Annotated in this window: 19 protein-coding genes and 6 pseudogenes; 6 read left to right on the top strand and 19 right to left on the bottom strand. The window is 68.9% G+C overall.

The genetic code is table 11. The annotated features are described in order from the left end of the window. Nucleotides 1–45: 45 nt before the first annotated feature. The 7 genes and pseudogenes from L1066_RS04340 to carA form a co-directional block, all read right to left on the bottom strand. Entirely contained in the window at nucleotides 46–369 is a 324-nt protein-coding gene (locus L1066_RS04340; RefSeq protein ID WP_446499891.1) for a hypothetical protein, read from the bottom strand. Further along, the gene (gene pyrF, locus L1066_RS04335; RefSeq protein ID WP_446499890.1) at nucleotides 353–1,342 is read right to left on the bottom strand and encodes an orotidine-5'-phosphate decarboxylase; all 990 of its coding nucleotides are present in this window, start codon (nucleotides 1,340–1,342) and stop codon (nucleotides 353–355) included. Before pyrF ends, L1066_RS04340 begins: the two co-directional genes overlap by 17 nt. Beyond that, nucleotides 1,339–2,148, bottom strand: a complete 810-nt coding sequence (locus L1066_RS04330) for a nitronate monooxygenase (RefSeq protein ID WP_235735133.1) — start codon at nucleotides 2,146–2,148, stop codon at nucleotides 1,339–1,341. The genes pyrF and L1066_RS04330 overlap by 4 nt, the downstream gene beginning before the upstream one ends. After that, the gene (locus tag L1066_RS04325) at nucleotides 2,145–2,930 is read right to left on the bottom strand and encodes an iron-sulfur cluster-binding protein (protein WP_235735132.1); all 786 of its coding nucleotides are present in this window, start codon (nucleotides 2,928–2,930) and stop codon (nucleotides 2,145–2,147) included. Before L1066_RS04325 ends, L1066_RS04330 begins: the two co-directional genes overlap by 4 nt. Next, a complete protein-coding gene (locus tag L1066_RS04320) occupies nucleotides 2,884–4,047 on the bottom strand; it encodes a quinone-dependent dihydroorotate dehydrogenase (RefSeq protein ID WP_235735131.1) in 1,164 nt (387 codons plus the stop codon). Before L1066_RS04320 ends, L1066_RS04325 begins: the two co-directional genes overlap by 47 nt. Beyond that, nucleotides 4,044–7,432: pseudogene (gene carB / locus L1066_RS04315) on the bottom strand (carbamoyl-phosphate synthase large subunit). The gene L1066_RS04320 and the pseudogene carB overlap by 4 nt, the downstream one beginning before the upstream one ends. 1 nt (nucleotide 7,433) lies before the next feature. Beyond that, nucleotides 7,434–8,585 carry a glutamine-hydrolyzing carbamoyl-phosphate synthase small subunit gene (gene carA, locus L1066_RS04310; protein WP_235735130.1) on the bottom strand — a complete coding sequence of 384 codons (1,152 nt, stop codon included), beginning with the start codon at nucleotides 8,583–8,585 and terminating at the stop codon, nucleotides 7,434–7,436. Nucleotides 8,586–8,788: 203 nt separating this feature from the next. On the opposite strand from carA, the gene L1066_RS27500 reads away from it, so the two are divergent. Next, nucleotides 8,789–9,439: a DUF3060 domain-containing protein gene (locus tag L1066_RS27500; RefSeq protein ID WP_235735129.1), complete on the top strand. Its 651-nt coding sequence runs from the start codon at nucleotides 8,789–8,791 to the stop codon at nucleotides 9,437–9,439. Here the strand turns inward: L1066_RS27500 and L1066_RS04300 are convergent. From L1066_RS04300 to pyrR, 3 genes and pseudogenes are all read right to left on the bottom strand, one after another. Then, entirely contained in the window at nucleotides 9,430–10,698 is a 1,269-nt protein-coding gene (locus tag L1066_RS04300) for a dihydroorotase (protein ID WP_235735128.1), read from the bottom strand. The two genes, L1066_RS27500 and L1066_RS04300, sit on opposite strands and share 10 nt — an antisense overlap. After that, a pseudogene (locus tag L1066_RS04295) lies at nucleotides 10,698–11,626 on the bottom strand (aspartate carbamoyltransferase catalytic subunit). Before L1066_RS04295 ends, L1066_RS04300 begins: the two are co-directional and overlap by 1 nt. After that, nucleotides 11,623–12,204: a bifunctional pyr operon transcriptional regulator/uracil phosphoribosyltransferase PyrR gene (gene pyrR, locus L1066_RS04290; protein ID WP_235735127.1), complete on the bottom strand. Its 582-nt coding sequence runs from the start codon at nucleotides 12,202–12,204 to the stop codon at nucleotides 11,623–11,625. The pseudogene L1066_RS04295 and the gene pyrR overlap by 4 nt, the downstream one beginning before the upstream one ends. Nucleotides 12,205–12,871: 667 nt before the next feature. Here pyrR and L1066_RS04285 point away from each other — a divergent pair. Further along, the gene (locus L1066_RS04285; protein ID WP_235735126.1) at nucleotides 12,872–13,063 is read left to right on the top strand and encodes a hypothetical protein; all 192 of its coding nucleotides are present in this window, start codon (nucleotides 12,872–12,874) and stop codon (nucleotides 13,061–13,063) included. 408 nt (nucleotides 13,064–13,471) lie between these two features. Further along, nucleotides 13,472–13,858 (top strand): hypothetical protein, encoded by a 387-nt coding sequence (locus L1066_RS04280; protein WP_235735125.1) that lies wholly within the window; start codon nucleotides 13,472–13,474, stop codon nucleotides 13,856–13,858. Between the two features lie 19 nt (nucleotides 13,859–13,877). Here the strand turns inward: L1066_RS04280 and L1066_RS04275 are convergent. Beyond that, nucleotides 13,878–15,132 (bottom strand): annotated as a pseudogene (locus tag L1066_RS04275) (IS3 family transposase). A 45-nt stretch (nucleotides 15,133–15,177) separates the two neighbouring features. Between L1066_RS04275 and L1066_RS26400 the strand changes: the two are divergent. After that, complete coding sequence (locus L1066_RS26400; protein ID WP_283095264.1) at nucleotides 15,178–15,303, top strand: hypothetical protein; 126 nt, start codon at nucleotides 15,178–15,180, stop codon at nucleotides 15,301–15,303. Nucleotides 15,304–15,727: 424 nt separating this feature from the next. On the opposite strand, the gene thpR is transcribed toward L1066_RS26400, so the two are convergent. From thpR to efp, 3 genes are read right to left on the bottom strand one after another with little or no spacing between them, the layout of a single operon-like run. Next, nucleotides 15,728–16,609, bottom strand: coding sequence for an RNA 2',3'-cyclic phosphodiesterase (gene thpR, locus L1066_RS04270; protein ID WP_235735124.1), 882 nt, complete (start codon nucleotides 16,607–16,609; stop codon nucleotides 15,728–15,730). Between the two features lies 1 nt (nucleotide 16,610). Then, on the bottom strand, nucleotides 16,611–17,012 hold the full coding sequence (gene nusB / locus L1066_RS04265) for a transcription antitermination factor NusB (protein ID WP_235735123.1): 402 nt from the start codon (nucleotides 17,010–17,012) through the stop codon (nucleotides 16,611–16,613). Continuing rightward, complete coding sequence (efp, locus tag L1066_RS04260; protein ID WP_235735122.1) at nucleotides 17,012–17,575, bottom strand: elongation factor P; 564 nt, start codon at nucleotides 17,573–17,575, stop codon at nucleotides 17,012–17,014. Before efp ends, nusB begins: the two co-directional genes overlap by 1 nt. A gap of 134 nt (nucleotides 17,576–17,709) precedes the next feature. Between efp and L1066_RS28375 the strand changes: the two are divergent. Together L1066_RS28375 and L1066_RS04250 are read left to right on the top strand one after the other, a co-directional pair. Continuing rightward, nucleotides 17,710–18,472: pseudogene (locus L1066_RS28375) on the top strand (wax ester/triacylglycerol synthase family O-acyltransferase); the annotation flags it as partial. A 92-nt stretch (nucleotides 18,473–18,564) separates the two neighbouring features. Continuing rightward, nucleotides 18,565–19,104, top strand: a complete 540-nt coding sequence (locus tag L1066_RS04250; RefSeq protein ID WP_235735120.1) for a WSD1 family O-acyltransferase — start codon at nucleotides 18,565–18,567, stop codon at nucleotides 19,102–19,104. On the opposite strand, the gene L1066_RS04245 is transcribed toward L1066_RS04250, so the two are convergent. The 5 genes and pseudogenes from L1066_RS04245 to L1066_RS04235 all read right to left on the bottom strand — a co-directional run bounded on the left by L1066_RS04245 (nucleotide 19,097) and on the right by L1066_RS04235 (nucleotide 21,119). After that, on the bottom strand, nucleotides 19,097–19,543 hold the full coding sequence (locus L1066_RS04245) for a type II 3-dehydroquinate dehydratase (protein WP_235735119.1): 447 nt from the start codon (nucleotides 19,541–19,543) through the stop codon (nucleotides 19,097–19,099). The genes L1066_RS04250 and L1066_RS04245 overlap by 8 nt on opposite strands. Next, nucleotides 19,540–19,884 carry a 3-dehydroquinate synthase family protein gene (locus L1066_RS27495; protein WP_312006952.1) on the bottom strand — a complete coding sequence of 115 codons (345 nt, stop codon included), beginning with the start codon at nucleotides 19,882–19,884 and terminating at the stop codon, nucleotides 19,540–19,542. Before L1066_RS27495 ends, L1066_RS04245 begins: the two co-directional genes overlap by 4 nt. Continuing rightward, nucleotides 19,779–20,090: a 3-dehydroquinate synthase family protein gene (locus tag L1066_RS29100; RefSeq protein ID WP_446499892.1), complete on the bottom strand. Its 312-nt coding sequence runs from the start codon at nucleotides 20,088–20,090 to the stop codon at nucleotides 19,779–19,781. The genes L1066_RS27495 and L1066_RS29100 overlap by 106 nt, the downstream gene beginning before the upstream one ends. A 78-nt stretch (nucleotides 20,091–20,168) precedes the next feature. After that, nucleotides 20,169–20,644, bottom strand: a pseudogene (locus tag L1066_RS29095) (3-dehydroquinate synthase); the annotation flags it as partial. Beyond that, nucleotides 20,641–21,119, bottom strand: a pseudogene (locus L1066_RS04235) (shikimate kinase). The pseudogenes L1066_RS29095 and L1066_RS04235, both read right to left, overlap by 4 nt. Nucleotides 21,120–21,142 lie beyond the last annotated feature (23 nt).

The raw sequence follows: 21,142 nt of genomic DNA, 5'->3' as shown, positions 1-21,142 counted from the left end.
AGCCGACGAAACGGGGCAACGCCGGGGCGGCTCCCGTCAGACGGGTCACAGGATCTGGACGTCGCAGACGTCGAGCGCCTGTTGGGTGATGCCCTGGGCCGCCTGCCGGGTCTCCACGCTGCGCACGTTGCGCACCGCGCCACGGACCCGCTGGCGCTCTGCCTTCGACAACCTCGTGGGTACGCCGTCAGCGAGCTCCTCGGGGTCGACCGCGATCTCGGCGAGCACGTCGCGGAGGTTGCGCAGCGACGTGAGATAGGTCTGCCACTCGTCCTTGAGGTCGCTCGGTGACCCCTGGGCCAGCTCCTCGAGGATCGGCAGGGCGTCGAGGAAGGCTCCTGCGCCTCCTTCATCAGCAGTGCGCGTCAAGGTCGCCGAGGCGTCGGCGATCGCCTTGCAGTAGTCGGCCCGGCGTTCCTGCTCGCTCTGTTGGCATCCGGTGAGGGCCGAGCCCGCCAGGACAGCCAGGACCACGGCTCCCCCGACCCGGCGCCGTGCGGAGACGTCCATCGGGCTCATCGCACCAGGCTGGCGAACTGTTCGTTGCCCCGAGCGGCCGCCTCACGCAGTGCGGCAACGGTGGGTCCGGCCCCCAGCACCTCACGCGAGGACGAGGGCAGCACGTGGGCAGCAGCGGCGCCGAACACGCGGCGTACGTCGTCGGGTGTGCCACCCTGCGCTCCCACGCCGGGAGCGAGGATCGGACCGTTGAAGTCGAAGCTCTCCCCACCTCACCGATGGTGGCACCGACCACGGCGCCGAAGGATCCCAGCGGTTCGGCACCCGCGTTGAGCTCGGCGAGCGAGTCGAGCACGGTGCCTCCCACGGAGCGACCGGTGGCGGTGGTGGCGTGTTGGAACTGCGGGCCCTCGGGGTTGGAGGTGAGCGCGAGCACGAACACACCCGCGTCGTTGGCCCGGGCGGTGTCGAGCATCGGTTGCACGGAGCCGAACCCGAGATAGGGACTCACCGTGACCGCATCGGAGAAGAGCGGCGACGTGGCGTCGAGATAGGCGTCGGCGTAGGCCTGCGAGGTCGACCCGATGTCGCCGCGCTTGATGTCGAGCAGCACGAGCGCCCCGGCCGACCGCGCCTCGGCGATGGTGCGTTCCAGCACGGCGACGCCCCGGCTGCCGAAGCGCTCGTAGAAGGCGCTCTGCGGCTTGAGCACCGACACCCGGTCAGCGAGGGCCTCGACCACCGTCAGCGAGAACCGCTCGAGCCCGGCCACATCGTGGGCGATCCCCCACGCGGACAGCAGTGAGGCGTGCGGGTCGATCCCCACGCACAACGGTCCCCGGGTACGGACGGCGGCGTGCAGCCGACTGCCGAAGCTGGTCATCGGTCTCCCTCGAGGTCAGCCGCGATGTGCGCGGCGGCGGTGGGGTCGGCGAGCAGGGCGCTGCCGATCTGGACGGCGCTGGCACCGGCGGACAGGAAGGCCCGGGCCCCGGCGGCGCTGCGAATCCCTCCGGCGCCCAGCACCGGAACATCAGGAAGGGCTGTGTGGACCGACGCGACGGCGCGCAGTGCCACGGGCTGGATCGCGGGTCCGACCAGGCTGCCGAGGCGGCCGTCGGGCATGAGGGCGGGGAGGCCGCCACCCACGGTGACCGCGTCGGCGCCACCGTCGACGACGGCCCGAGCGCTCGCCACGAGTCCGTCGGTGTCGAAGCCCAGCTTGGCGATCACGGGGAGCCCGGTCGGCACCCGGGCCCGCACCGCGGCGACGACCTGCTGCAGGTGCTGCGGACTCGTGTCGGTGAGCAGCCCCGCGTCGGCAGCGAGGTTGAGCTCGAGCCCGCGCAGACCCGGTGCATGGGACAGCAGGTGTGCCAGCTCTGCCCACTCCGCCGCCGTTCCGGCAGCCAAGGAGGCGATCGGGGCGATGCCGTCGGCGACGAGTCGGGGCAGTTCCAATGCCAGGAACTGCTCCGGTCCGGGGTTGGGCAGTCCGGTGGCGTGGACGATGCCGGAGTCGGAGGCGCTCACCCGTGGAGCGGGCCAGCCGGTTCGTGCGTTGAGCGTGAGTGAACGAGTGATGAACGCGCCGATGCCGGCCAGGCCGTCGAACGGAGCGAGGTCGCGTCCGGTGCCGCCGCAGCCGGAGGCCACCACCACCGGCGAGGTGAACGCGAGCGGATTCATCCGACCGCCTCAGCGATCAGGTCGTCCCACCGCACCCGGTCGCCCCGGAAGACAGGGCCCTCTGCGCAGCCGCGGACGGTGCGGCCGACGCCGTCCTCCCCGACGACAGGGACGGGGCACCCCGAGCACAGGCCGGTACCGCAGGGGTGGTCTCCCGGCACGGCCATCTGGCTCCACGCTCCGGCGGCCTCGGCCACGGCGGCCACCGCATGCAGCGTCGCGACGGGGGCTCCGGCGTACACGACGGCTGCGGTGGTGCGCACCAGCAGCTCGCCCAGGACGTCATCGACGCGTGCTCGCTGTCCCACCGAGCCGTCGTGGGTGACGACCGTGACCGAGCGGACCGTCCGTCGCAGGTCGTGGGTGGGCAGCAGGTGTGCGCCGCTCGACGCTCCGAGCAGCAGGTGGACGGCGCATCCGCGCTCCGCCAGCCGGTCGGCGAGACCGAAGAGTGCGGCTGCGTGGTGCCCGACCCCCGTGACGACGCACGGAACGGCTTCCTTGGGCAGCGCGAAGGGACGTCCGAGCGGGCCCAGGGCGTGGACGCGGGCGCCCACGGCGAGCTCGGCGATGACGGACTCGGCGGCGTCGCTCGGGTCGAGGACGATCTCGATGCTGCCCGGCCGTACGCCGATCCCCGCGGCCCGGTGGACCGGTACGGAACGGCGCAGCAACCGGGTCGGGTCCGGGTCGGCAAGACTGAGGAACTGCCCCGGTCGACACCGTTCGGCGACCTCACCCACTCCCAGCGTGAGCGCCACGAAGGCACCCAGCGGTCGCACGGCCAACACCTCGGCCGTGGTCGAGAGCGGGCCGGTGACCATCAGCCCCCAGCCCCGCCAGGATGCGGGTCGGCCAGAACGGCCCGTCGTAGATGAACCCGGTGTATCCCTGGACCAGCACCGCCCCCGCATCGATGCGGGCGGCCGCATCTTCGGGAGTCGAGATGCCGCCGACACCGATCAGCTCCACCTTGTCGTCGGCACGCGCGCGGAGCCTTCGCAGTACCTCCAGCGCGCGGTCGCGCACGGGGGCGCCCGAGATGCCACCAGCGCCCAGGGAGTCGACCTTGCTCGGGTCGGTGCGCAGCCCTTCACGGGAGACCGTCGTGTTGGTGGCGATCATGCCGTCGAGCTCGATCGCGGTGGCGAGATCGGCCACCGCGTCGACGTCGTCGTCGGCCAGGTCGGGCGCGATCTTGACCAGCAAGGGCACCCGGCGGGTGCTGACCTGGTCAGCGGTGCGACGGACGGCGGTCAGGATCGGCTCGAGCTTCTCCACGGCCTGCAGGTTGCGCAGGCCCGGGGTGTTGGGCGAGCTGACGTTGACGACGAGGTAGTCGGCATGGGGTGCCAGGTGTCTCGCCGAGAACTCGTAGTCGGCGATCACCGCACCGAGGTCGTCGTCGGGGACGACCTTGGTCTTGCCGATGTTGACGCCGAGCACCGGGCCGTTGGCGATGCCGTGGACCCGCATCTGCGCCCGCTCGGCCAACCGATGGGCGACGACCTCGGCTCCGTGGTTGTTGAAGCCCATCCGGTTGACGACGGCCCGGTCGTCGGGCAGCCGGAAGAGCCGTGGCTTCGGGTTGCCCGGCTGCGCCTGGCCGGTGACGGTGCCGATCTCCACGTGCCCGAAGCCGAGGGCGCCGAGCGCGTCGATGCCCACGGCGTTCTTGTCGAAGCCGGCGGCCAGTCCGACCCGGTTGGGGAAGGTCAGGCCGAAGGCCACCACGGGTTCGGGCGTGATGTCGCGGCCGGCCTCGCGCAGCTTCGTGCCGACCTGACTCGCCAGCACCGGGCGCGCCGACCGGATGGCCCGGAAGGCCATCTGGTGGGCACGCTCGGCATCGGTGCGGGTGAGCACCTTGTCGAAGAAGACCCGGTAGGGACTCCTCACCGGGCGCTCCCGTGGCCGAGCAGCTTGGCCCAGTCCTGGAGACTGCGGACGCCGATGTTGCCGTCACGGACCGCGGCGATCCCCTGCACCGCGGCAGCAAGTCCCTGCACCGTGGTGATGCACGGCGTCCCCGTGAGCACCGCGGCCGAGCGGATCTCATAGCCGTCGACGCGTGAGTCACCACCGCCAGTGGCGCCGTGCGGGGTGTTGACGATCAGGTCGACCTCGCCGTCGAGGATCATCTGGACGGTGGTCTTCTCACCCTGCGGCCCCTCCCCTCGAAGTGCTTGCGCACCACGGTGGAGTTGATGCCGTTGCGGCGGAGCACCTCGGCGGTGCCCTGGGTGGCGAGGATCTCGAAGCCGTAGTCGGCCAGCACCCGCGCCGGGAAGATCATCGTGCGCTTGTCGCGGTTGGCGATCGAGATGAAGACCTTGCCGGTGGTCGGCAGCGGACCGTAGGCAGCGGCCTGCGACTTGCTGAACGCCGTCCCGAAGTCGGAGTCGAAGCCCATCACCTCGCCGGTCGACTTCATCTCCGGGCCGAGCACGGTGTCGACGAAGTGACCCTCCTTCGTGCGGAACCGATTGAACGGCAGCACCGCCTCCTTGACCGCGATCGGGGAGTCGGCGGGCAGCGTGCCACCGTCGCCCTCGGCGGGCAGCACACCGGCCGCGCGCAGCTCGGCGATCGATTCACCGAGCATCAGCCGAGCAGCCGCCTTGGCCAGCTGGGTCCCGGTCGCCTTGGACACGAACGGCACGGTGCGTGACGCACGCGGGTTGGCCTCGAGCACGTAGAGCACGTCGGAGCCCAGCGCGAACTGGATGTTGATGAGGCCCTTCACCCCGACCCCGCGCGCGATGCCCTCGGTGGCCTCGCGGATCCGCGAGATCTCGGCATCGCCCAACGTGATCGGCGGCAGCGCGCAGGAGGAGTCGCCGGAGTGGATGCCAGCCTCCTCGATGTGCTCCATCACGCCGCCCAGGTAGAGCTCGTTGCCGTCGTAGAGCGCGTCGACGTCGATCTCGACCGCATCGTCGATGAAGCGGTCGACCAGGACCGGACGGTCGGGGCTGATCTCGGTCGCCTGGGCGATGTAGGCCTCGAGGGCGTCGTCGCCGTAGACGATCTGCATGCCACGACCGCCGAGCACGTAGGAGGGTCGCACCAGCACCGGGTAGCCGATGGTGTGCGCGATCTCGCGGGCGTCCTCGTAGGAGACAGCCGTGCCGTGCTTCGGCGCAACCAGCCCGGCCTCGGCCAGGACCCGCCCGAAGGCGCCCCGCTCCTCCGCCAGGTCGATGGCCTCGGGGCTGGTGCCCACGATCGGGACCCCGGCGTCCTGCAGCCCCTGCGCCAGGCCCAGCGGCGTCTGGCCGCCGAGAGTGGCGATGACGCCGGCGATCGGACCCGCCGCCTTCTCCGCCTCGTAGATCTCGAGCACGTCCTCCAACGTGAGCGGCTCGAAGTAGAGCCGGTCGGAGGTGTCGTAGTCGGTGGAGACCGTCTCGGGGTTGCAGTTGACCATGATGGTCTCGTAGCCGGCCTCGGCGAGCGCCAGGGACGCGTGCACGCACGAGTAGTCGAACTCGATGCCCTGACCGATGCGGTTCGGGCCGGAGCCCAGGATGATGACGGCCTGCTTGCCCTCGGGCCGGGGGTGCACCTCGGTCTCCTCGTCGTAGGACGAGTAGTGATACGGCGTGCGCGCAGCGAACTCGGCGGCGCAGGTGTCGACCGTCTTGTAGACCGGGCGTACGCCAGCAGCGTGGCGGGCCGCACGGACCTCGGCCTCGGTCACGTTGGTCGAGCCCGTCCCGTTGGTCGAGCCCGTCCCGTTGGTCGAGCCCGTCCCGTTGGTCGAGCTTGTCGAGACCCTCAGCTGCGCGATCTGCAGGTCGGAGAATCCGTGACGCTTGGCGTGACGGAGCACGTCGGCGTCGAGGGTCTCCGCGGCGGCAACCTCGTCAGCCACCTCGTTGATGAGGAAGAGCTGGTCGACGAACCACGGGTCGATCTTGGTGGCGTCGTGGATCTGCTCCTGGGTGGCCCCGCGGCGGATCGCCGCCATGACCTCCTGGATGCGCCCGTCGTGCGGCACCTTGATCGTCTCGAGGAGCTCGTCGAGTGTCACGGCATCGGCGAGGGGCCCGAAGTCGAACTGGGCCCCCTTCTTCTCCTGGCTGCGCAGCGCCTTGTTGAGCGACTCGGTGAAGTTGCGGCCGATGGCCATCGCCTCGCCGACCGACTTCATGTGGGTGGTCAACGTGGGATCGGCGGTCGGGAACTTCTCGAACGCGAAACGCGGGACCTTCACGACCACGTAGTCGAGGGTCGGCTCGAAGCTCGCCGGCGTCTCTTCGGTGATGTCGTTGGGAATCTCATCGAGGGTGTAGCCGACGGCGACCTTGGCCGCGATCTTGGCGATCGGGAAGCCCGTCGCCTTCGAGGCCAGCGCCGAGGAACGCGAGACCCGCGGGTTCATCTCGATGACGATGACGCGGCCGTCGGCCGGGTTGACGGCGTACTGGATGTTGCAGCCACCGGTGTCGACACCGACCTCGCGAATGATGCCGATCGCCAGGTCACGCAGGTGCTGGTACTCCCGGTCGGTCAGGGTCATCGCGGGCGCCACGGTGATCGAGTCACCGGTGTGTACGCCCATCGGGTCGAAGTTCTCGATCGAGCAGATGATGACGACGTTGTCGGCCTTGTCGCGCATCACCTCCAGCTCGTACTCCTTCCACCCGATGATCGACTCCTCGATCAACACCTCGGTGGTCGGGCTGGCGGAGAGGCCGGCGCCGGCGATACGGGCCAGGTCGTCCTGGTCGTAGGCGATGCCCGAACCGAGGCCGCCCATGGTGAAGGACGGGCGCACGACGACCGGGTAGCCGAGCTCAGCGGTGGCCGTCTCGACCTCGTCCATCGAGTGGCACACGAAGGAGCGAGCAACCTCGCCGCCGACCTTGTGCACGATCTCGTTGAAGAGCTCGCGGTTCTCACCGCGGTGGATCGCCTCGAAGCTGGCGCCGATCATCTCGACGTCGTACTTCTCCAGCACGCCGTTCTCGTGGAGTGCGGTGGCGGTGTTGAGGGCGGTCTGGCCGCCGAGGGTCGGCAGGATCGCGTCGGGACGCTCCTTGGCGATGACCTTCTCGACGAACTCCGGGGTGATCGGCTCGACGTAGGTGGCGTCGGCGAACTCCGGGTCGGTCATGATCGTGGCCGGGTTGGAGTTGACGAGGATGACCCGCAGGCCCTCCTCCTTGAGCACCCGGCACGCCTGCGTGCCGGAGTAGTCGAACTCGCAGGCCTGCCCGATCACGATGGGGCCGGAGCCGATCACCAGGACCGACTTGATGTCTTCACGCTTCGGCATCTCAGGCCTCCTCCGCCTTCACGTCGGTCATGAGCTGGGTGAAGCGGTCGAAGAGGTACGCCGCATCGTGCGGCCCGGCCGCCGCCTCCGGGTGGTACTGCACCGAGAAGGCCTTGAGGGCCCCTTCGGGACTGCGGAGCTCGAGTCCCTCGACCACGTCGTCGTTGAGGCAGACGTGGCTGACCCGGGCGATCCCGTAGTCGGTGGAGGTGTCGGCGTCGAGCGGCGCGTCGACGGCGAAGCCGTGGTTGTGGGCGGTGACCTCGACCTTGCCGGTGGTGCGGTCCATCACCGGTTGGTTGATGCCACGGTGCCCGTACTTGAGCTTGTAGGTGTCGAAGCCCAGGGCACGGCCGAAGAGCTGGTTGCCGAAGCAGATGCCGAAGTAGGGGATCTGCTCGGCGAGCGCGGCCTGCAACAGCTCAACCTGGCCGGTGGTGGCCGACGGGTCGCCCGGACCGTTGGAGAAGAAGAGCCCATCGGGCTCGACGGCACGCACGTCGTCGAGGGTGGCGGTCGCGGGCAGCACGTGCACCTCGATGCCACGCTCGCTCATCATGCGCGGGGTGTTGGCCTTGAGGCCGAGGTCGAGTGCGGCGACACGGAAGCGCGGAGCTCCACCGACAGCCGGCACGACGTACGCCTCTTGGGTGGAGACCGCGTCGGAGAGGTTGGCGCCGGTCATCGCGGCGCTGTCCAGGACCCGAGTCAGCAGGGCCTCGGGGTCGGTCTCCGTGGTGGAGATGCCCACCCTCATGGCGCCGCGCTCGCGCAGGTGGCGGGTGAGTGCGCGGGTGTCGATACCGGAGATGCCGACGACCCCCTGGTCGCGCAGCTCCTCGTCGAGGCTGCGGCGCGAGCGCCAGTTGGACGGCGTCCGAGCGGGGTCACGGACGACGTAGCCGGCGACCCAGATGCGACGGGACTCGGGGTCCTCGTCGTTCATGCCGGTGTTGCCGACGTGCGGAGCCGTCATCACGACCACCTGACGGTGGTAGGACGGGTCGGTCAAGGTCTCCTGATAACCGGTCATCCCGGTGGAGAACACGGCTTCGCCGAAGGTTTCACCCTCGGCTCCGTAGGCCTGGCCGCGGAAAGCGCGGCCGTCTTCCAGCACCAGCAGTGCGGGCTTTCGGGTGGCATGCAGCGGCACGCCGACCTCCTTCTCCGCCTCACAGGACGGCTCGTTAAAGGATGGGCAAACAGCTGGAACCTTAGCAGCGACCGGCGTCGGACCCGACGCTGACTCCGCCCTCTGGATGGGCGTGTGGGCAGGCTCACGCGAGCGGAAGCAGCATATGTGCCCGATGGCCCATACCGTTGGTACGTACCGGTAGTACGCAACTGGAGGTCACCGTGCCCGCTCCGTCCCGGTCCGCAGCCGTTCTTGCTGCGGGCGCCCTCGCCGCAACCGCACTCGTGATGGTGGGGAGCGACGTACCGGCCCACGCCCGGGTGCTGAAGTCGTGCTCGAGCCTGACGGGCGGATTGGTGGTGCTCGACCGGGACAACACCGACTACCGACTGACCGGCGAGTGCAGCACCCTGCGCATCACCGCTCACGGCTCCACGGTCGACGTCCGTTACGTGGCAAGGCTCGAGGTCCTCGGCGACCGCAACGTCGTCGAGGGCACGATTCTCTACGACACCGTGGTCTCCGGCGTCGCCAACACGGTCCACGCCGGTTCCATGCGGAAGGTGAAGGTACGCGGCAAGCACAACGCCATCGAGGTCGACGGATTGCTCGAGAGGGCCCGGATAAGAGCGAACAGGAGTCTCGTGGTGGCCGACTCGGTGCTTCGCGTGGTCACCAAGGGCAATCGCAACAAGGTGCTCGCGGGCGACACCACGTCGTCCAAGGTGGTCGGCAACCGCAACCGACTGGCGCACACGTCGCTGTCGGAGTTGAGACTCAAGGGCAAGCGCAACACCGTCAGCGTCGCCAAGGGCACGACGCGCGTGAAGGCGAAGGGGAAGCACAACGCGCTCCCCGCTGATCAGCCGTAGGTGCGGCGCCCACGCAGGAAGGTTGCCACGACCGCGGTGGTCAACTGCCGACCGTGCCAGGGATTGTTGCGCGACAGCGAGAGCGAGTCGTCGCGGTCGACCGTCACCTGTGCGTCGGGGTCGACCAGCGTCAGGTTGGCCGGCTCCCCCTCCGCGATCGGACGGCCCTGGCCCTCGAGACCCGCGATGCGGGCGGGACTGAACGACATCACGCGCGCGACGTCTGCCCAGGCCAGGTCCGGCACCGCCGTGCGTACGACGCCCAGCGCCGTCTCGAGCCCGAGCATACCGAAGGCGGCATCGACGAACGCGTGCTGCTTGTCGTGACGAGCGTGCGGCGCGTGGTCGGTGGCGACAGCATCGATCGTGCCGTCTCGCAGGGCCTCCCGCAGCGCGAGCGTGTCCTCCTCGGGCCGCAGCGGCGGGTTGACCTTGAAGGTGGGGTCGTAGCCGACGAGCAGATCCGTGGTGAGGAGCAGGTGGTGCGGGGTCACCTCAGCGGTGACCTGGATGCCCTGCTGACGGGCCCAGCGGATGACCTCGACCGAACCGGCCGTGGAGACGTGGGCAATGTGCACCCGCGACGCCGTGTGCCGGGCCAGCATCACGTCGCGGGCGACGATGATCTCCTCGGCAACGCCGGGCCATCCGGGGAGACCCAACTGACCGGAGAGCTCACCCTCGTGGCAGCAGGCCTGCGGTCCGGCCAGGGCGGGGTCTTGGGCATGCTGGCTGACCACACCGCCGAAGGTCTTCACGTATTCGAGAGCCCGACGCATGATCAGCGGATCGGCGACGCACTTGCCGTCGTCGGAGAAGACCCGCACGTTGGCACGTGATCTCGCCATGAGGCCGAGTTCAGCGAGCTCCTTGCCCCCGAGACCTCGGGTGACGGCACCGACGGGTTGCACGTCGACCAGGCCGGCCGTCCGCCCGAGGTCGAAGACCCGCTCGGCCGCCTCGGCCGTGTCGGTCACGGGGTTGGTGTTGGCCATTGCGAGCACCGCGGTGTAGCCGCCCGCGGCCGCGGCCCGCGATCCGGTCAGGACGGTCTCTGCGTCCTCCCGGCCGGGCTCACGCAGGTGGGTGTGCAGGTCGACGAGGCCAGGCAGCGCGACGAGACCGTCCGCATCGACGATCTCGGCGCCCGCCGGGGTGTCGACGCTGCCCACGGCAGCGATCCGGCCGTCGGCGATCAACAGGTCGACACGGTCCCCCGTGGGCAAGGTGGCGGCACGGACGACGATCGGGGTGCTCATCAGGCGGTTTCCTCTCCGGCGAGCAGGTGGTAGAGCACGGCCATCCGGACAGCGACGCCGGACGAGACCTGGTCGAGCACCAGCGACGAAGCAGCGTCGGCGGCGTCGGCAGCGATCTCGAGTCCGCGGTTCATCGGGCCGGGGTGGCAGATGGGCGTATCGGGCTTGAGCAGGGAGAGCCGGTCGCGGGTGAGCCCGTAGCCGACGGTGTATTCGCGCGGCGTCGGGAAGAAGCCGCCCTGCATCCGCTCCTTCTGGACCCGGAGCATCATCACGGCGTCGGCCTTGGGCAGCACCTCGTCGAGATCCCAGCTGGTCTCGAAGCCCGCGTCGCGCGCCCACGAGTCGATGCCGCTCGGCATCAGCGTCGGTGGGGCGACGACGGTCACCTCGGCTCCGAGCTTGGGCAGCAGCTTCACGTTGGAGCGGAAGACGCGGCTGTGGGTGAGGTCGCCGACGAGCACGATGTGGCGGCCTTGGAGGCTGCCCAGTTGCCGGATGAGCGTGTAGGCGTCGAGCAGGGCCTGAGTGGGGTGCTCGTGAGTGCCGTCGCCGGCGTTGACCACGCCCACGTCGACCCACTCGCTGATCTGCTGCGCCGCTCCGCTGGCCGAGTGGCGGACCACGAGGCCGTCGACACCCATGGCGGTCACGGTCTTCACGGTGTCGCGCAGGCTCTCCCCTTGCTGGCGGAGGATCCCTTGGCGGAGATGTTGATGACGTCGGCGGAGAGCCACTTGCCGGCGATCTCGAAGCTGGAGCGGGTTCGGGTCGAGTCCTCGAAGAAGAGATTGATCACCGTGCGACCACGCAGGGCAGGGAGCTTCTTGACCGACCGGTTCTGCACGTCGTGCATCTCGGCAGCCGTCTCGAAGAGTGTGCTGACGTCGTCGGCCGTCACGTCGTCGATGCTGAGCAGGTGCTTCATGCGCGCGCCTCCGTCGTCGGCACGACCTGGTCGGCGATGCGCACCTCGTCGTACCCGTCGCTCTCCTCGAGGCGCACCATCACGCGTTCGGTACGCGCACTGGGCAGGTTCTTGCCGACATGGTCGGCGCGGATCGGGAGCTCGCGGTGGCCGCGGTCCACAAGTACTGCGAGCCGCACGGCGGCGGGGCGGCCGTGGTCGGCCAGGGCATCGAGTGCGGCCCTGATGGTGCGGCCCGAATAGAGGACGTCGTCGACGAGCACGACCGTCTTGCCGTCGACCGCGCCGCCCGGGATGTCGGTGCGCTGTGGCCCGCGGGTGGGGTGTTGACGCAGGTCGTCGCGGTAGAGGGTGACGTCGAGCGAACCCGAATCGGGGACGTGGCCCTCCACCTCGCCGATGCGTTCCGCGATGCGCCGGGCCAGCGGCACGCCGCGGGTCGGGAGCCCGAGCAGGATCAGGTCCTCCGCACCGCGATTGCGCTCGAGGATCTCGTGAGCGATGCGGGTGAGCGCCCGGTTGATGTCCTGGGCGTCGAGGACGGCTCGTCCGCGGTCGCCTTCTGGGTTGGTTGGCATCACTGCCGACTCCTTCTCCGCCTCACGGGACGGCTCGTTAAAGGATGTTGACCGCGGCCGAAGATATCAGCCGGTCTCGCTGTGCCCAGTGCCGCGGGGTGGCTCACCAGTCGGTCGAACTCGCGGCATCTGGTGACAGAGCGCTCACGTACCGGCAGTATGTCCGCCATGACCTTCTCGCTGATCGACGTCCCCGGCGTACCGGAGTGCACCCTGCCCGCCGACCTCGAGGCCACTCTCCCCCGAACGAGGCGCCGGCCCCCTGGGCGGTCGTCGCTTCGGCCGTCGTCTGGTGGAGCAAGGCCACCCCCGAAGCGAACGACGCGCTCCCGCCCGCGCTGCGAGCGCGCGGGAAGGCAGCAGTGGTGATCGGTGGACTGGTGCGGTACGCCGACACTCCGGTAGGGCGCTACGACGAGGTGTTCGGCGTGATCGGAATGCGCGCGGGTCGCAGGTTCATCGGCACGATCCCGTTCATGTCGGTGGACTCCCCACCAGCCTCGTCGGCGGGCGCGGCAACTGGTCGATCCCCAAGACCCTCTCGCGCTTCACCGGCGCGCCGACCGGCGCCTCCTTCGGGGCGACGTGCGCAACGGACCGTGCGTGGTCGGTCAACACGACGATCCGCGCGAAAGGGCCTCGTCTCCCCGTCTTCAGCCGCGCCCGGGTGATCCAGCAGTTCCCCGACGGATCGCTACGCGGCACCCGTCTCAAGGCCTCCGGCAGGATGCGCTTGGCCAGCGTCGACGTCGACGTCACCTCAGACGGCCCCCTCGCCACCTGGCTCGTCCCCGGCAGCCACAAGGGCGCGGTCCTCGACCGCACCAACTTCACCCTCGGCGCCCCCACCCCCTTCTGACCACCCCGACCGCGCCCACGTTCGTTGGTCGAGCGCGCCGAGACCCCGCCGCCCACCCCGGAGGTCGAGCCCGTCGAGACCGGATCGGAGCTCGAGCCCGTCGAGCCCGGTTCGGAGCTCGAGCCCGTCGAGACCACCTCGCCCACCCCCGGAGGTCGAGCCCGTCGAGACCGGACCGGAGGTCGAGCCTGTCGAGACCGGACCGGAGGTCGAGCCTGTCGAGACCGGACCGGAGGTCGAGCCTGTCGAGACCGGTTCGGAGGTCGAGCCTGTCGAGACCACTTCGCCCGACCCCACCCCCGTTGGTCGAGCTTGTCGAGACCTCGTTCCGGCAGCCCGGTGGTGGTTGTCCACAGGTTGAGTTCGTGATCGTCGGGTTGTGTCGGAGCCAAATGTTGGACTGGTTCCATGATCGAAATCGACGCCCGCCACCAGCCCTACGAGGTCTCTGACCTCGATGGCGGGACCCTGCTCGGCTTCCTGGCCGAAGACCGGGTCATCGAGTTGAAGATGGCCCGCAAGAAGCTGCGTTTGGCCTACCAGTGGGCGATCATGCACCCGCCGTCTCCGGAGCACCCGAAGGCAGTGGTGGGTGACGAAACCCTGTTCCCGACCGACTGTGAAGACAAGATCTCCGGTGACGGCACCCCCGATGTCGCCCTGTTCGCGGTCGAGGAGCTCGCCGCCTCCGCCGGGATCTCGCGTAGTGCCGGGTTCGCGCTGGTCGCCGACGCCCTCGACCTGGTCCACCGGCTGCCCCACTTGTGGGCCAAGGTCGAAGCCCTCGAGATGTGAATCGCACTGGGTTTCGTTCCTATGCGTTCCCTTGGACAGCGAGTGCTGGCCGGGATGATTCTTGGGCAGCGTAGTACGCGGCCTCGACCTCGAGCGGGGTGCGCATGTCGAGCTCCCCGTGAAGGCGTTGGTTGTTCCACCACCACACGTACTCCAGCGTCGCGAGCTCGACCTGCTCGATCGTGCGCCACGGCCCGCGCCGTCTGATGAGTTCGGTCTTGTAGAGCCCGTTGACGGCCTCGGCCAGCGCGTTATCGAAGGAGTCGCCGACGGTGCCCGTGGAGGGCTTCGCGCCGAGTTCGCCGATTCGGTCGGTGTAGACGATCGAGAGGTAGTTCGAGCCGTGGTCGGCGTGATGGACCAGCCCGGTCAGATCGACCGCGCCCTCGCGCTTTGCGTCCCACGCGGCCATGTCGAGCGCCTGCAAGGGAGGATGTCGGCCTTCAACGTCGCGGCGACGTTCCACCCGACGATCCGGCGTGAGTAGACGTCGGTCACGAACGCCACGTAGGCGAACCCCGACCAGGTCGCGACGTAGGTGATGTCGGCAACCCATAGCCGCCGCGGCGCGGGCGCGTGGAAGCGCCGTTGGACCAAGTCGGCCGGCTTCACCGCCGCCGGATCCGGCTTCGTGGTGAACACCTTCTTCGACCGCTTCACCCCACGAACGTCGGCGAGTTTCATCAGCCGAGCGGTCTGATCGCGACCGATCTCCCAGCCCTGGCGTCGCATCAGGGCGTGCATCTTCCGGACCCCGTAGACGCCGTAGTTCTCGACGTGCAACCGGGCGATCTCCGGCACCAGCAACTCGTCCTTCAACGACCGCGCCGACGGGGCTCTGGTCTTCGCGGCCCGGTAGCCACGGGAGGTGATGAACCCACGAACTGCCGGACGCAGCACCCGGCAGATGGCCTCGACCCCGAACTGATCCTTGTGCTCGTCGATGTAGCGGATCATCTCGTCGTGGGGCGGTCGAGTTCCTTGGCGAAAAACACTGAGGCGGACTTCAAGATCTCGTTCGCCCTGCGGAGCTCGGCTACCTCACGCTTGAGGCGCTTGATCTCCTCCGCCTCATCCGTCGTGGTCCCGGGCCGCTTCCCGGCGTCGACCTCAGCACGGTGGACCCACAGCCGCAGGGTCTCGACGTTCATCCCCAGCAACCCCGCGACGTGCCGCAACGCTGCCGTCTCGTGCGGGTGCTCCGGGCGGACCTCAGCGACCATCCGCACTGCCCGCTCACGCATCTCGTTCGTATACCTGGCCATCGTTCCCATCCTGACTGATCAAGCGGAACGAAACCCAGTGCGATTCACCACCTGATGAAAACCCACGGTAAGTGGCGTTATCGCCGAACCCGGGACGGAACCTATATCTGGACCAGCCAGCACGACAGGACCTGGCTGGTCACACCCCAAGGCACCCACGACACCACCGACACCAGCTGAGCACCACCGGCCACACAGCACGATCAGGACCTGCCGAACAATGCACCGCCCGCCCACCCCGGGAGAACACACGCTCTCCCGGGGCACAGGCACGCCACCACACCGACCAGAGGGGGCGGGGGTCTCGACAAGCTCGACCAACGACGTACGGACTCGACCGGCGGGGATGCCGTGGGCTCGAGGACAGGATCCCGGTGGTCGAGCCTGTCGAGACCTTGCCCCGCGGGTCAGAGCTGGTCTCGACAAGCTCGACCAACGACGCACGGACGCGACCGACGACGTACGGGCTCGACCGGCGGGATGCCGTGGGCTCGACCAACGGGGTACAGGCTCGACCAACGGGGTACAGGCTCGACCACCGGGATACAGGCCCGACCAACGAGCATGGGGCCGGGGTGGGACGTCCGGGGTTGCCGACGGAGCGTCAAGGGGCTTGGCCGCGGCGGGCGCCCACCCGACGCAACCCACACGCAGGACCGTGCGCACGACGCGCCGCCCCAGCGAGGAGGTTGCCCCGGACGGCACGGCCCGGGGCAGGGTCTCGACACCCCGGACGGAAGGTCTCGACAAGCTCGACCAACGGGTCACCAGCACGGCCCGGGGCGGGGTCTCGACAAGCTCGACCACCGGCATACAGGCTCGACCACCGGCATACGGGCTCGACCACCGGCATACGGGCTCGACCGGCGGCATACGGGCTCGACCGGCGGGTTACAGACTCGACCAGCGGGATGGGCGGGTCAGCCGAGGGGATCTGGGCGACGACCTCGTGGCGTGGTGCGCCGCGGCGGCCCTCGCCCAGATGTGAGGCGATCACTGCGACGTGGTCGACGGACCAAGCGGGGCCGTCGTAGGTCTCAAGGAGTTGGAACCATCGGGTCACGTCCATGGGCCGGCGCACCCTGGCGACGGTGACATGCGGTCGGAACCCAGCGCCGTCGACCTCGATCCCGGAGCGTACGGCGGCATTCCGCGTCCGCACCGCCAACGCATCCAGCGCAGCGAGATCGTCGTCGAAGTCCGAGTCGACGCGTGCGGCCAGCACCTTCGCGCCGGCGACGTGGGGAAATGCGACAGCTCCCGACAGTCGAAGCTCGGGCGCCGCACTGCCGTCCAACGCACCCGCAAGTCGGCTCACGTAGTCATCGACGCGCCACTCCTCCGCGTCGGCCATGAACGCAAGAGTGACGTGGAACTGGGAGGAATCCGTCCAACGGAAGTCCGCCACGGCGCGCCGAGCCTCGAGAAAGAAGTCGAGATCCTCGACCACTTCCCCGGGCGGCACGACCGCGGCGAACAACCGCATGTCAGGCCTTGGCGCGCTGGACCCCGCCGAGGACGCCGTTCACGAAGTTCGGCGAGTCGTCGGTCGAGAGGTCCTGCGCGAGAGCCGTCGCCTCACTGACCGCGACAGCATCCGGCACATCATCTGCCCACAGCAGCTCATAGATGCCGAGTCGCAACACGTTGCGGTCGACGACCGGCATGCGCTCGAGGGTCCAGCCCTCGGCCGCCTCGCGGATCTTGGCGTCGATCTCGTCGAGATGCTCGGCCACACCGCGGACCAGTTCCACGGTGTAGGGGTTGCTCAGCGGCTCACCCTCGGCGATCCAACGCTCCAACGAGGCCGTCGGGGTCTCGTTGCGCAGCTCGCCTGCGTAGAGGATGTCGAGCGCGCGCTTGCGCGCCTTGCTGCGAGAACCTGCCATCAGGACTTGACGCGACCCAAGTAGGAGGAGTCGCGGGTGTCGACCTTGACCTTCTCACCGGTGGTGAGGAAGAGCGGCACAGCAATCGTGTGGCCGGTCTCGAGGGTCGCCGGCTTGGTGCCACCGGTGGATCGGTCGCCCTGGAGGCCGGGGTCGGTGTGGGTGATGAGGAGCTCCACCGAGGCGGGCAACTCGACGTAGAGCACGCGCCCCTCGTTGGTGGCGACGATCGCTTCCTGGTTCTCGAGCATGAAGTTCGCGGCGTCGCCGACGATCTCCGGGGTGATCTCGAGCTGGTCGTAGGTCTGCACGTCCATGAAGACGTAGGACGAGCCGTCGTTGTAGAGGTACTGCATCGTGCGCTTGTCGACGTTGGCGGTCTCGACCTTGGTGCCGGCGTTGAAGGTCTTGTCGACGCTCTTGCCCGACTCGACGTTCTTGAGTTTGGTCCGCACGAATGCGGGTCCCTTGCCGGGCTTGACGTGCTGGAACTCGACGACAGACCAGAGCTGGCCTTCGAGGTTGAGAACCATGCCGTTCTTGAGGTCGTTGGTGGTTGCCATGCGCGGATGAGCCTTCTTCGCGGAGTCGGGGATCTCGGGGCACCGGACACAGGAGCAATCCCGGAGGAATGCTCCACGGCACGGGCCGATCGACCATGCTATACGTCCCACGCCGGCCACTTTGAATCCGTACGATGCTGAGCCAGGCCAATCGCTCGTTCCGCTCCGGGGAGTTCATGAAACTGTTGAGTCCAGTCGATGCCATGTTCTGGCGGATGGAATCCCCGCGGACGCCCATGCACATCGGCGCTCTCGCCATCTTCAAGGCACCCGTCGATGCCGGCCCCGACTACGTCCGCACCCTGTTCGACGCATTCTCCGAACTGGAGTTCCTCCCCTTCCCCTTCGACTCACGCGTCGTCGGCACGGTGGGTGACCTCGTGCCGCAGTGGGAGAAGGCCGAACCCGACCCGGACCACCACGTCCGTCTCTCGGCACTCCCCGTCCCGGTGGCGAGCGCGAGCTCGGCGCGCTGGTGCAGCGGCTCCACTCGAACCCACTCGATCTCACCAAGCCGCTGTGGGAGGCGCACCTCATCGAAGGGTTGGCCGACAATCGCTTCGCCTTCTACTTCAAGGCCCACCACTGCGCCGTCGACGGGATGGGCGCGGTCAACGTGATCAAACACTGGCTCACCACCGCGCCCCTGGCCGCGGGCGCACTCGCAGACGTCCCCCAGCTCCAGGACCTCGACGACAATCGCCGTGTCGTCGACTCACTCGCACGCACGACGCTCGCACGAGCCGGGGAGGGGTGCAGGCGATCGGTGAAGTGGGCACCAAGTTGGCGAGCATGATCGGCGGTGCCAACAGCCACATTCGGGCCGCTCTCAAGACGCCCCGGACGCCCTTCAACACCACCATCACCCGGCACCGGCGCGTCGCAGTCACCGACCTGCCGCTGCCCCGACTCAAAGCAGTCGCGCAGGCCTCACGGACGACAGTCAACGACGTCGTCCTCGCCTCCTCGGCGGCGCCGTACGGCGCTACTTGGCCGAGCAGGACGCGTTGCCGTCCGCTGACATCACCGCATCGATCCCCGTCGGCTTCGAGCGCGACCACCAGACCATCAACGCAGCCACCGGCTTCGTCTGCCCGCTGGGCTCCGGCGTCGACGACCCACTGCGGCGTCTGGCCCGCATCCATGCCGTCACCACGCGGGGCAAGGCAGAACTGCTCGAGATGTCACCCAACGCGCTCCAGCACTACACACTGCTGGGACTGCTTCCGCTGGCGATCGGTCAGAAGAGCGGGGCACTGCAGAAGCTGCCCCCGGTCTTCAACTTCACGGTGTCCAACATCGTCCTCTCCAAGGAGCCGCTGCATCTCGGCGACGCGGAGCTGGAAACCCTCATCCCACTGTCGTTCCTGTGCGATGGCTACGGCCTCAACGTCACGCTGGTCGGCTACACCGACGCCGTCACCCTGGGCATCGTCGGCTGCCGCGACACCATCCCGCACCTGCAGCGGCTGGCGCCGTACACGCTGGACGCCCTGGCCGAGCTCGAGGAGTTGAGCGGACTCAGCTGATCTCGGGCCGAGCGGCGAGGAACTGGAGCGCCATCCGGTAGCCCTCGACCCCGTGGCCAGCGATCACCGTCGCCGCGTGCGGCGTCACCACGGAGGTGTGGCGGAACTCCTCGGGCCTCTGCAGCGGCTCCGAGAGATGCACCTCCACCAGCGATGCCTCCAGCTGCGCGCAGGCATCGAAGATCGCGTAGGAGTAGTGGGTCCACGCGGCTGCGTTGAGCACCACCGGGATGCCGTCGTCCGCAGCGGTGTTGAGCCAGTCGAGCATCTCGCCCTCGTGGTTCGTCTGACGCACCTCGACCGCGAGTCCGAGCTCGACACCCCACGCCACGCACTTCTCCACCAGGTCGGCGTACGTCGAGTGTCCGTAGATCTCCGGCTGGCGCCGTCCCAAGCGCCCGAGGTTGGGGCCGTTGAGCACCCACACCCGCGTCGTCATCGGATGCCGCCGACGAGCACGTCGTGGGCCGCACGCAGCGACTCCTCGGCCGGTCCGGCCAGGATCCGCGGCTGCGCCAGACCCTGCAGCACCACGAAACGCAGCTGGGATCCACGCGACTTCTTGTCGACCGCCATCGTCGCTCGCAGGTCATCGAAGCTGGCGCCATCCCACGACGTCGGCAGGCCGACCAGGCCGAAGGCGGTTGCATGCCGAGCAGCAAGCTCGTCGGTGATCAGGCCCTCGCTCCGAGCGAGCTCCGCGACGAACAGGCATCCGAGCGCGACCGCCTCGCCGTGGCGGATCTCGTAGTCGGTGGCCTTCTCGATCGCGTGCGCCATCGTGTGGCCGTAGTTGAGGACCTCGCGCCCCGGGTGCCCGTCGTCTCCCCGGTCTCCTTGAGGTCAGCGACGACGACGTCGATCTTCACCTGCACCGAGCGCTCGACGAGTTCACGGAGCACCGGCGACGTGGAGTCCTGGGCGGCCTTCGGGTCGGCCTCGACCAGTTCCAGGATCGTGGGATCAGCGATGAAGCCGCACTTCACGATCTCGCCCAGCCCGGCCGAGATCTCCTCGGCCGGGAGCGAGTCGAGCAGCGCCAGGTCGCAGAGCACTCCGGCGGGCTCGTGGAAGGCGCCCACGAGGTTCTTGCCGGCGCTGGTGTTGATGCCCGTCTTGCCGCCCACCGCCGCGTCGACCATCGCCAGCAACGTGCTGGGCACGTGCACCACACGGACCCCCGCAACCAGGACGCAGCAACGAAACCGCCGACGTCGGTGGTGGCCCCGCCACCGAACGTCACGACCGCGTCGGAGCGAGTGAACCCCGCCTCGCCCAGCGCCTCCCAGCACTCGTGGACCACGCTCGAGCTCTTCGCCTGCTCGCCCTCGGGCAGGGCAAGGGCCAGCACGTCGTAGTCCTGGAGCAGCACGTCGAAGACTGCTTGTGCGATCTCGTTGAGAGGCTCTGCGTAGAGGAGAGCGACCCGCTTCACGGAGTCACCAAGAATGCCCGGTAGGCGATCGGCCAGGTCGCGGCCGATGAAGACGTCGTACGGCGAGGCGCCGCCCACGTGCAGGACAGTGGCGTTGTCGCTCATCGAGATTCCTCCAGCAGTTCGTGGATCCGGGCCGCAACCTCATCGGGCCCCAGGGAGTCGGTGCTCACGGTGTGGGTGGCGACCGAGAGGTAGATCGGGGTGCGCTCGTCGAGCAGCCCCTTGATGCGCGAACGCACATTGCCCAGGAGCAGGGGGCGCCCCGTGCCCAGACCGACTCGTTTCACCGCTTCGGCCAGCCCGACCTCGAGGAAGACGACCGTGTGCGCACCGAGCCGCTCGCGGGTCTGCGGGTCGAGCACTGCTCCGCCCCCAGTGAGAGCACGCCGACATGCTCGGAGAGCGCCTGCGCGACGGCGTCGCGCTCGAGCTCACGGAAGTGCTCCTCACCGTCCTCGACGAAGATGTCGGAGATCGGCTTCCCGGCTGTCTGCTCGACGTCGAGATCGGTGTCCCGCACGGGCAACGACCACAGGGCACCCAGACGCTCGGCAACGGTGGTCTTCCCGGCCCCCATGGGGCCCACCAGGACGACGCGCG

It is taken from the genome of Nocardioides alcanivorans (genome assembly GCF_021555175.1).
GTDB classification, from domain to species: Bacteria; Actinomycetota; Actinomycetes; order Propionibacteriales; family Nocardioidaceae; genus Nocardioides; species Nocardioides alcanivorans.
This window is presented reverse-complemented; position numbering and strand designations above follow the sequence as displayed.

Coding starts and splice junctions, on each gene's coding strand:
- L1066_RS26400 (WP_283095264.1), top strand. CDS start 15,178: ATGAAAACCCACGGTAAGTGGCGTTATCGCCGAACCCGGGACGGAACC.
- thpR (WP_235735124.1), bottom strand. CDS start 16,609: ATGCGGTTGTTCGCCGCGGTCGTGCCGCCCGGGGAAGTGGTCGAGGAT.
- pyrR (WP_235735127.1), bottom strand. CDS start 12,204: ATGCCAACCAACCCAGAAGGCGACCGCGGACGAGCCGTCCTCGACGCC.
- L1066_RS04280 (WP_235735125.1), top strand. CDS start 13,472: ATGATCGAAATCGACGCCCGCCACCAGCCCTACGAGGTCTCTGACCTC.
- L1066_RS04245 (WP_235735119.1), bottom strand. CDS start 19,543: ATGACGACGCGGGTGTGGGTGCTCAACGGCCCCAACCTCGGGCGCTTG.
- efp (WP_235735122.1), bottom strand. CDS start 17,575: ATGGCAACCACCAACGACCTCAAGAACGGCATGGTTCTCAACCTCGAA.
- L1066_RS27495 (WP_312006952.1), bottom strand. CDS start 19,884: ATGGCGCACGCGATCGAGAAGGCCACCGACTACGAGATCCGCCACGGC.
- L1066_RS04330 (WP_235735133.1), bottom strand. CDS start 2,148: ATGAATCCGCTCGCGTTCACCTCGCCGGTGGTGGTGGCCTCCGGCTGC.
- L1066_RS04300 (WP_235735128.1), bottom strand. CDS start 10,698: ATGAGCACCCCGATCGTCGTCCGTGCCGCCACCTTGCCCACGGGGGAC.
- pyrF (WP_446499890.1), bottom strand. CDS start 1,342: ATGACCAGCTTCGGCAGTCGGCTGCACGCCGCCGTCCGTACCCGGGGA.
- nusB (WP_235735123.1), bottom strand. CDS start 17,012: ATGGCAGGTTCTCGCAGCAAGGCGCGCAAGCGCGCGCTCGACATCCTC.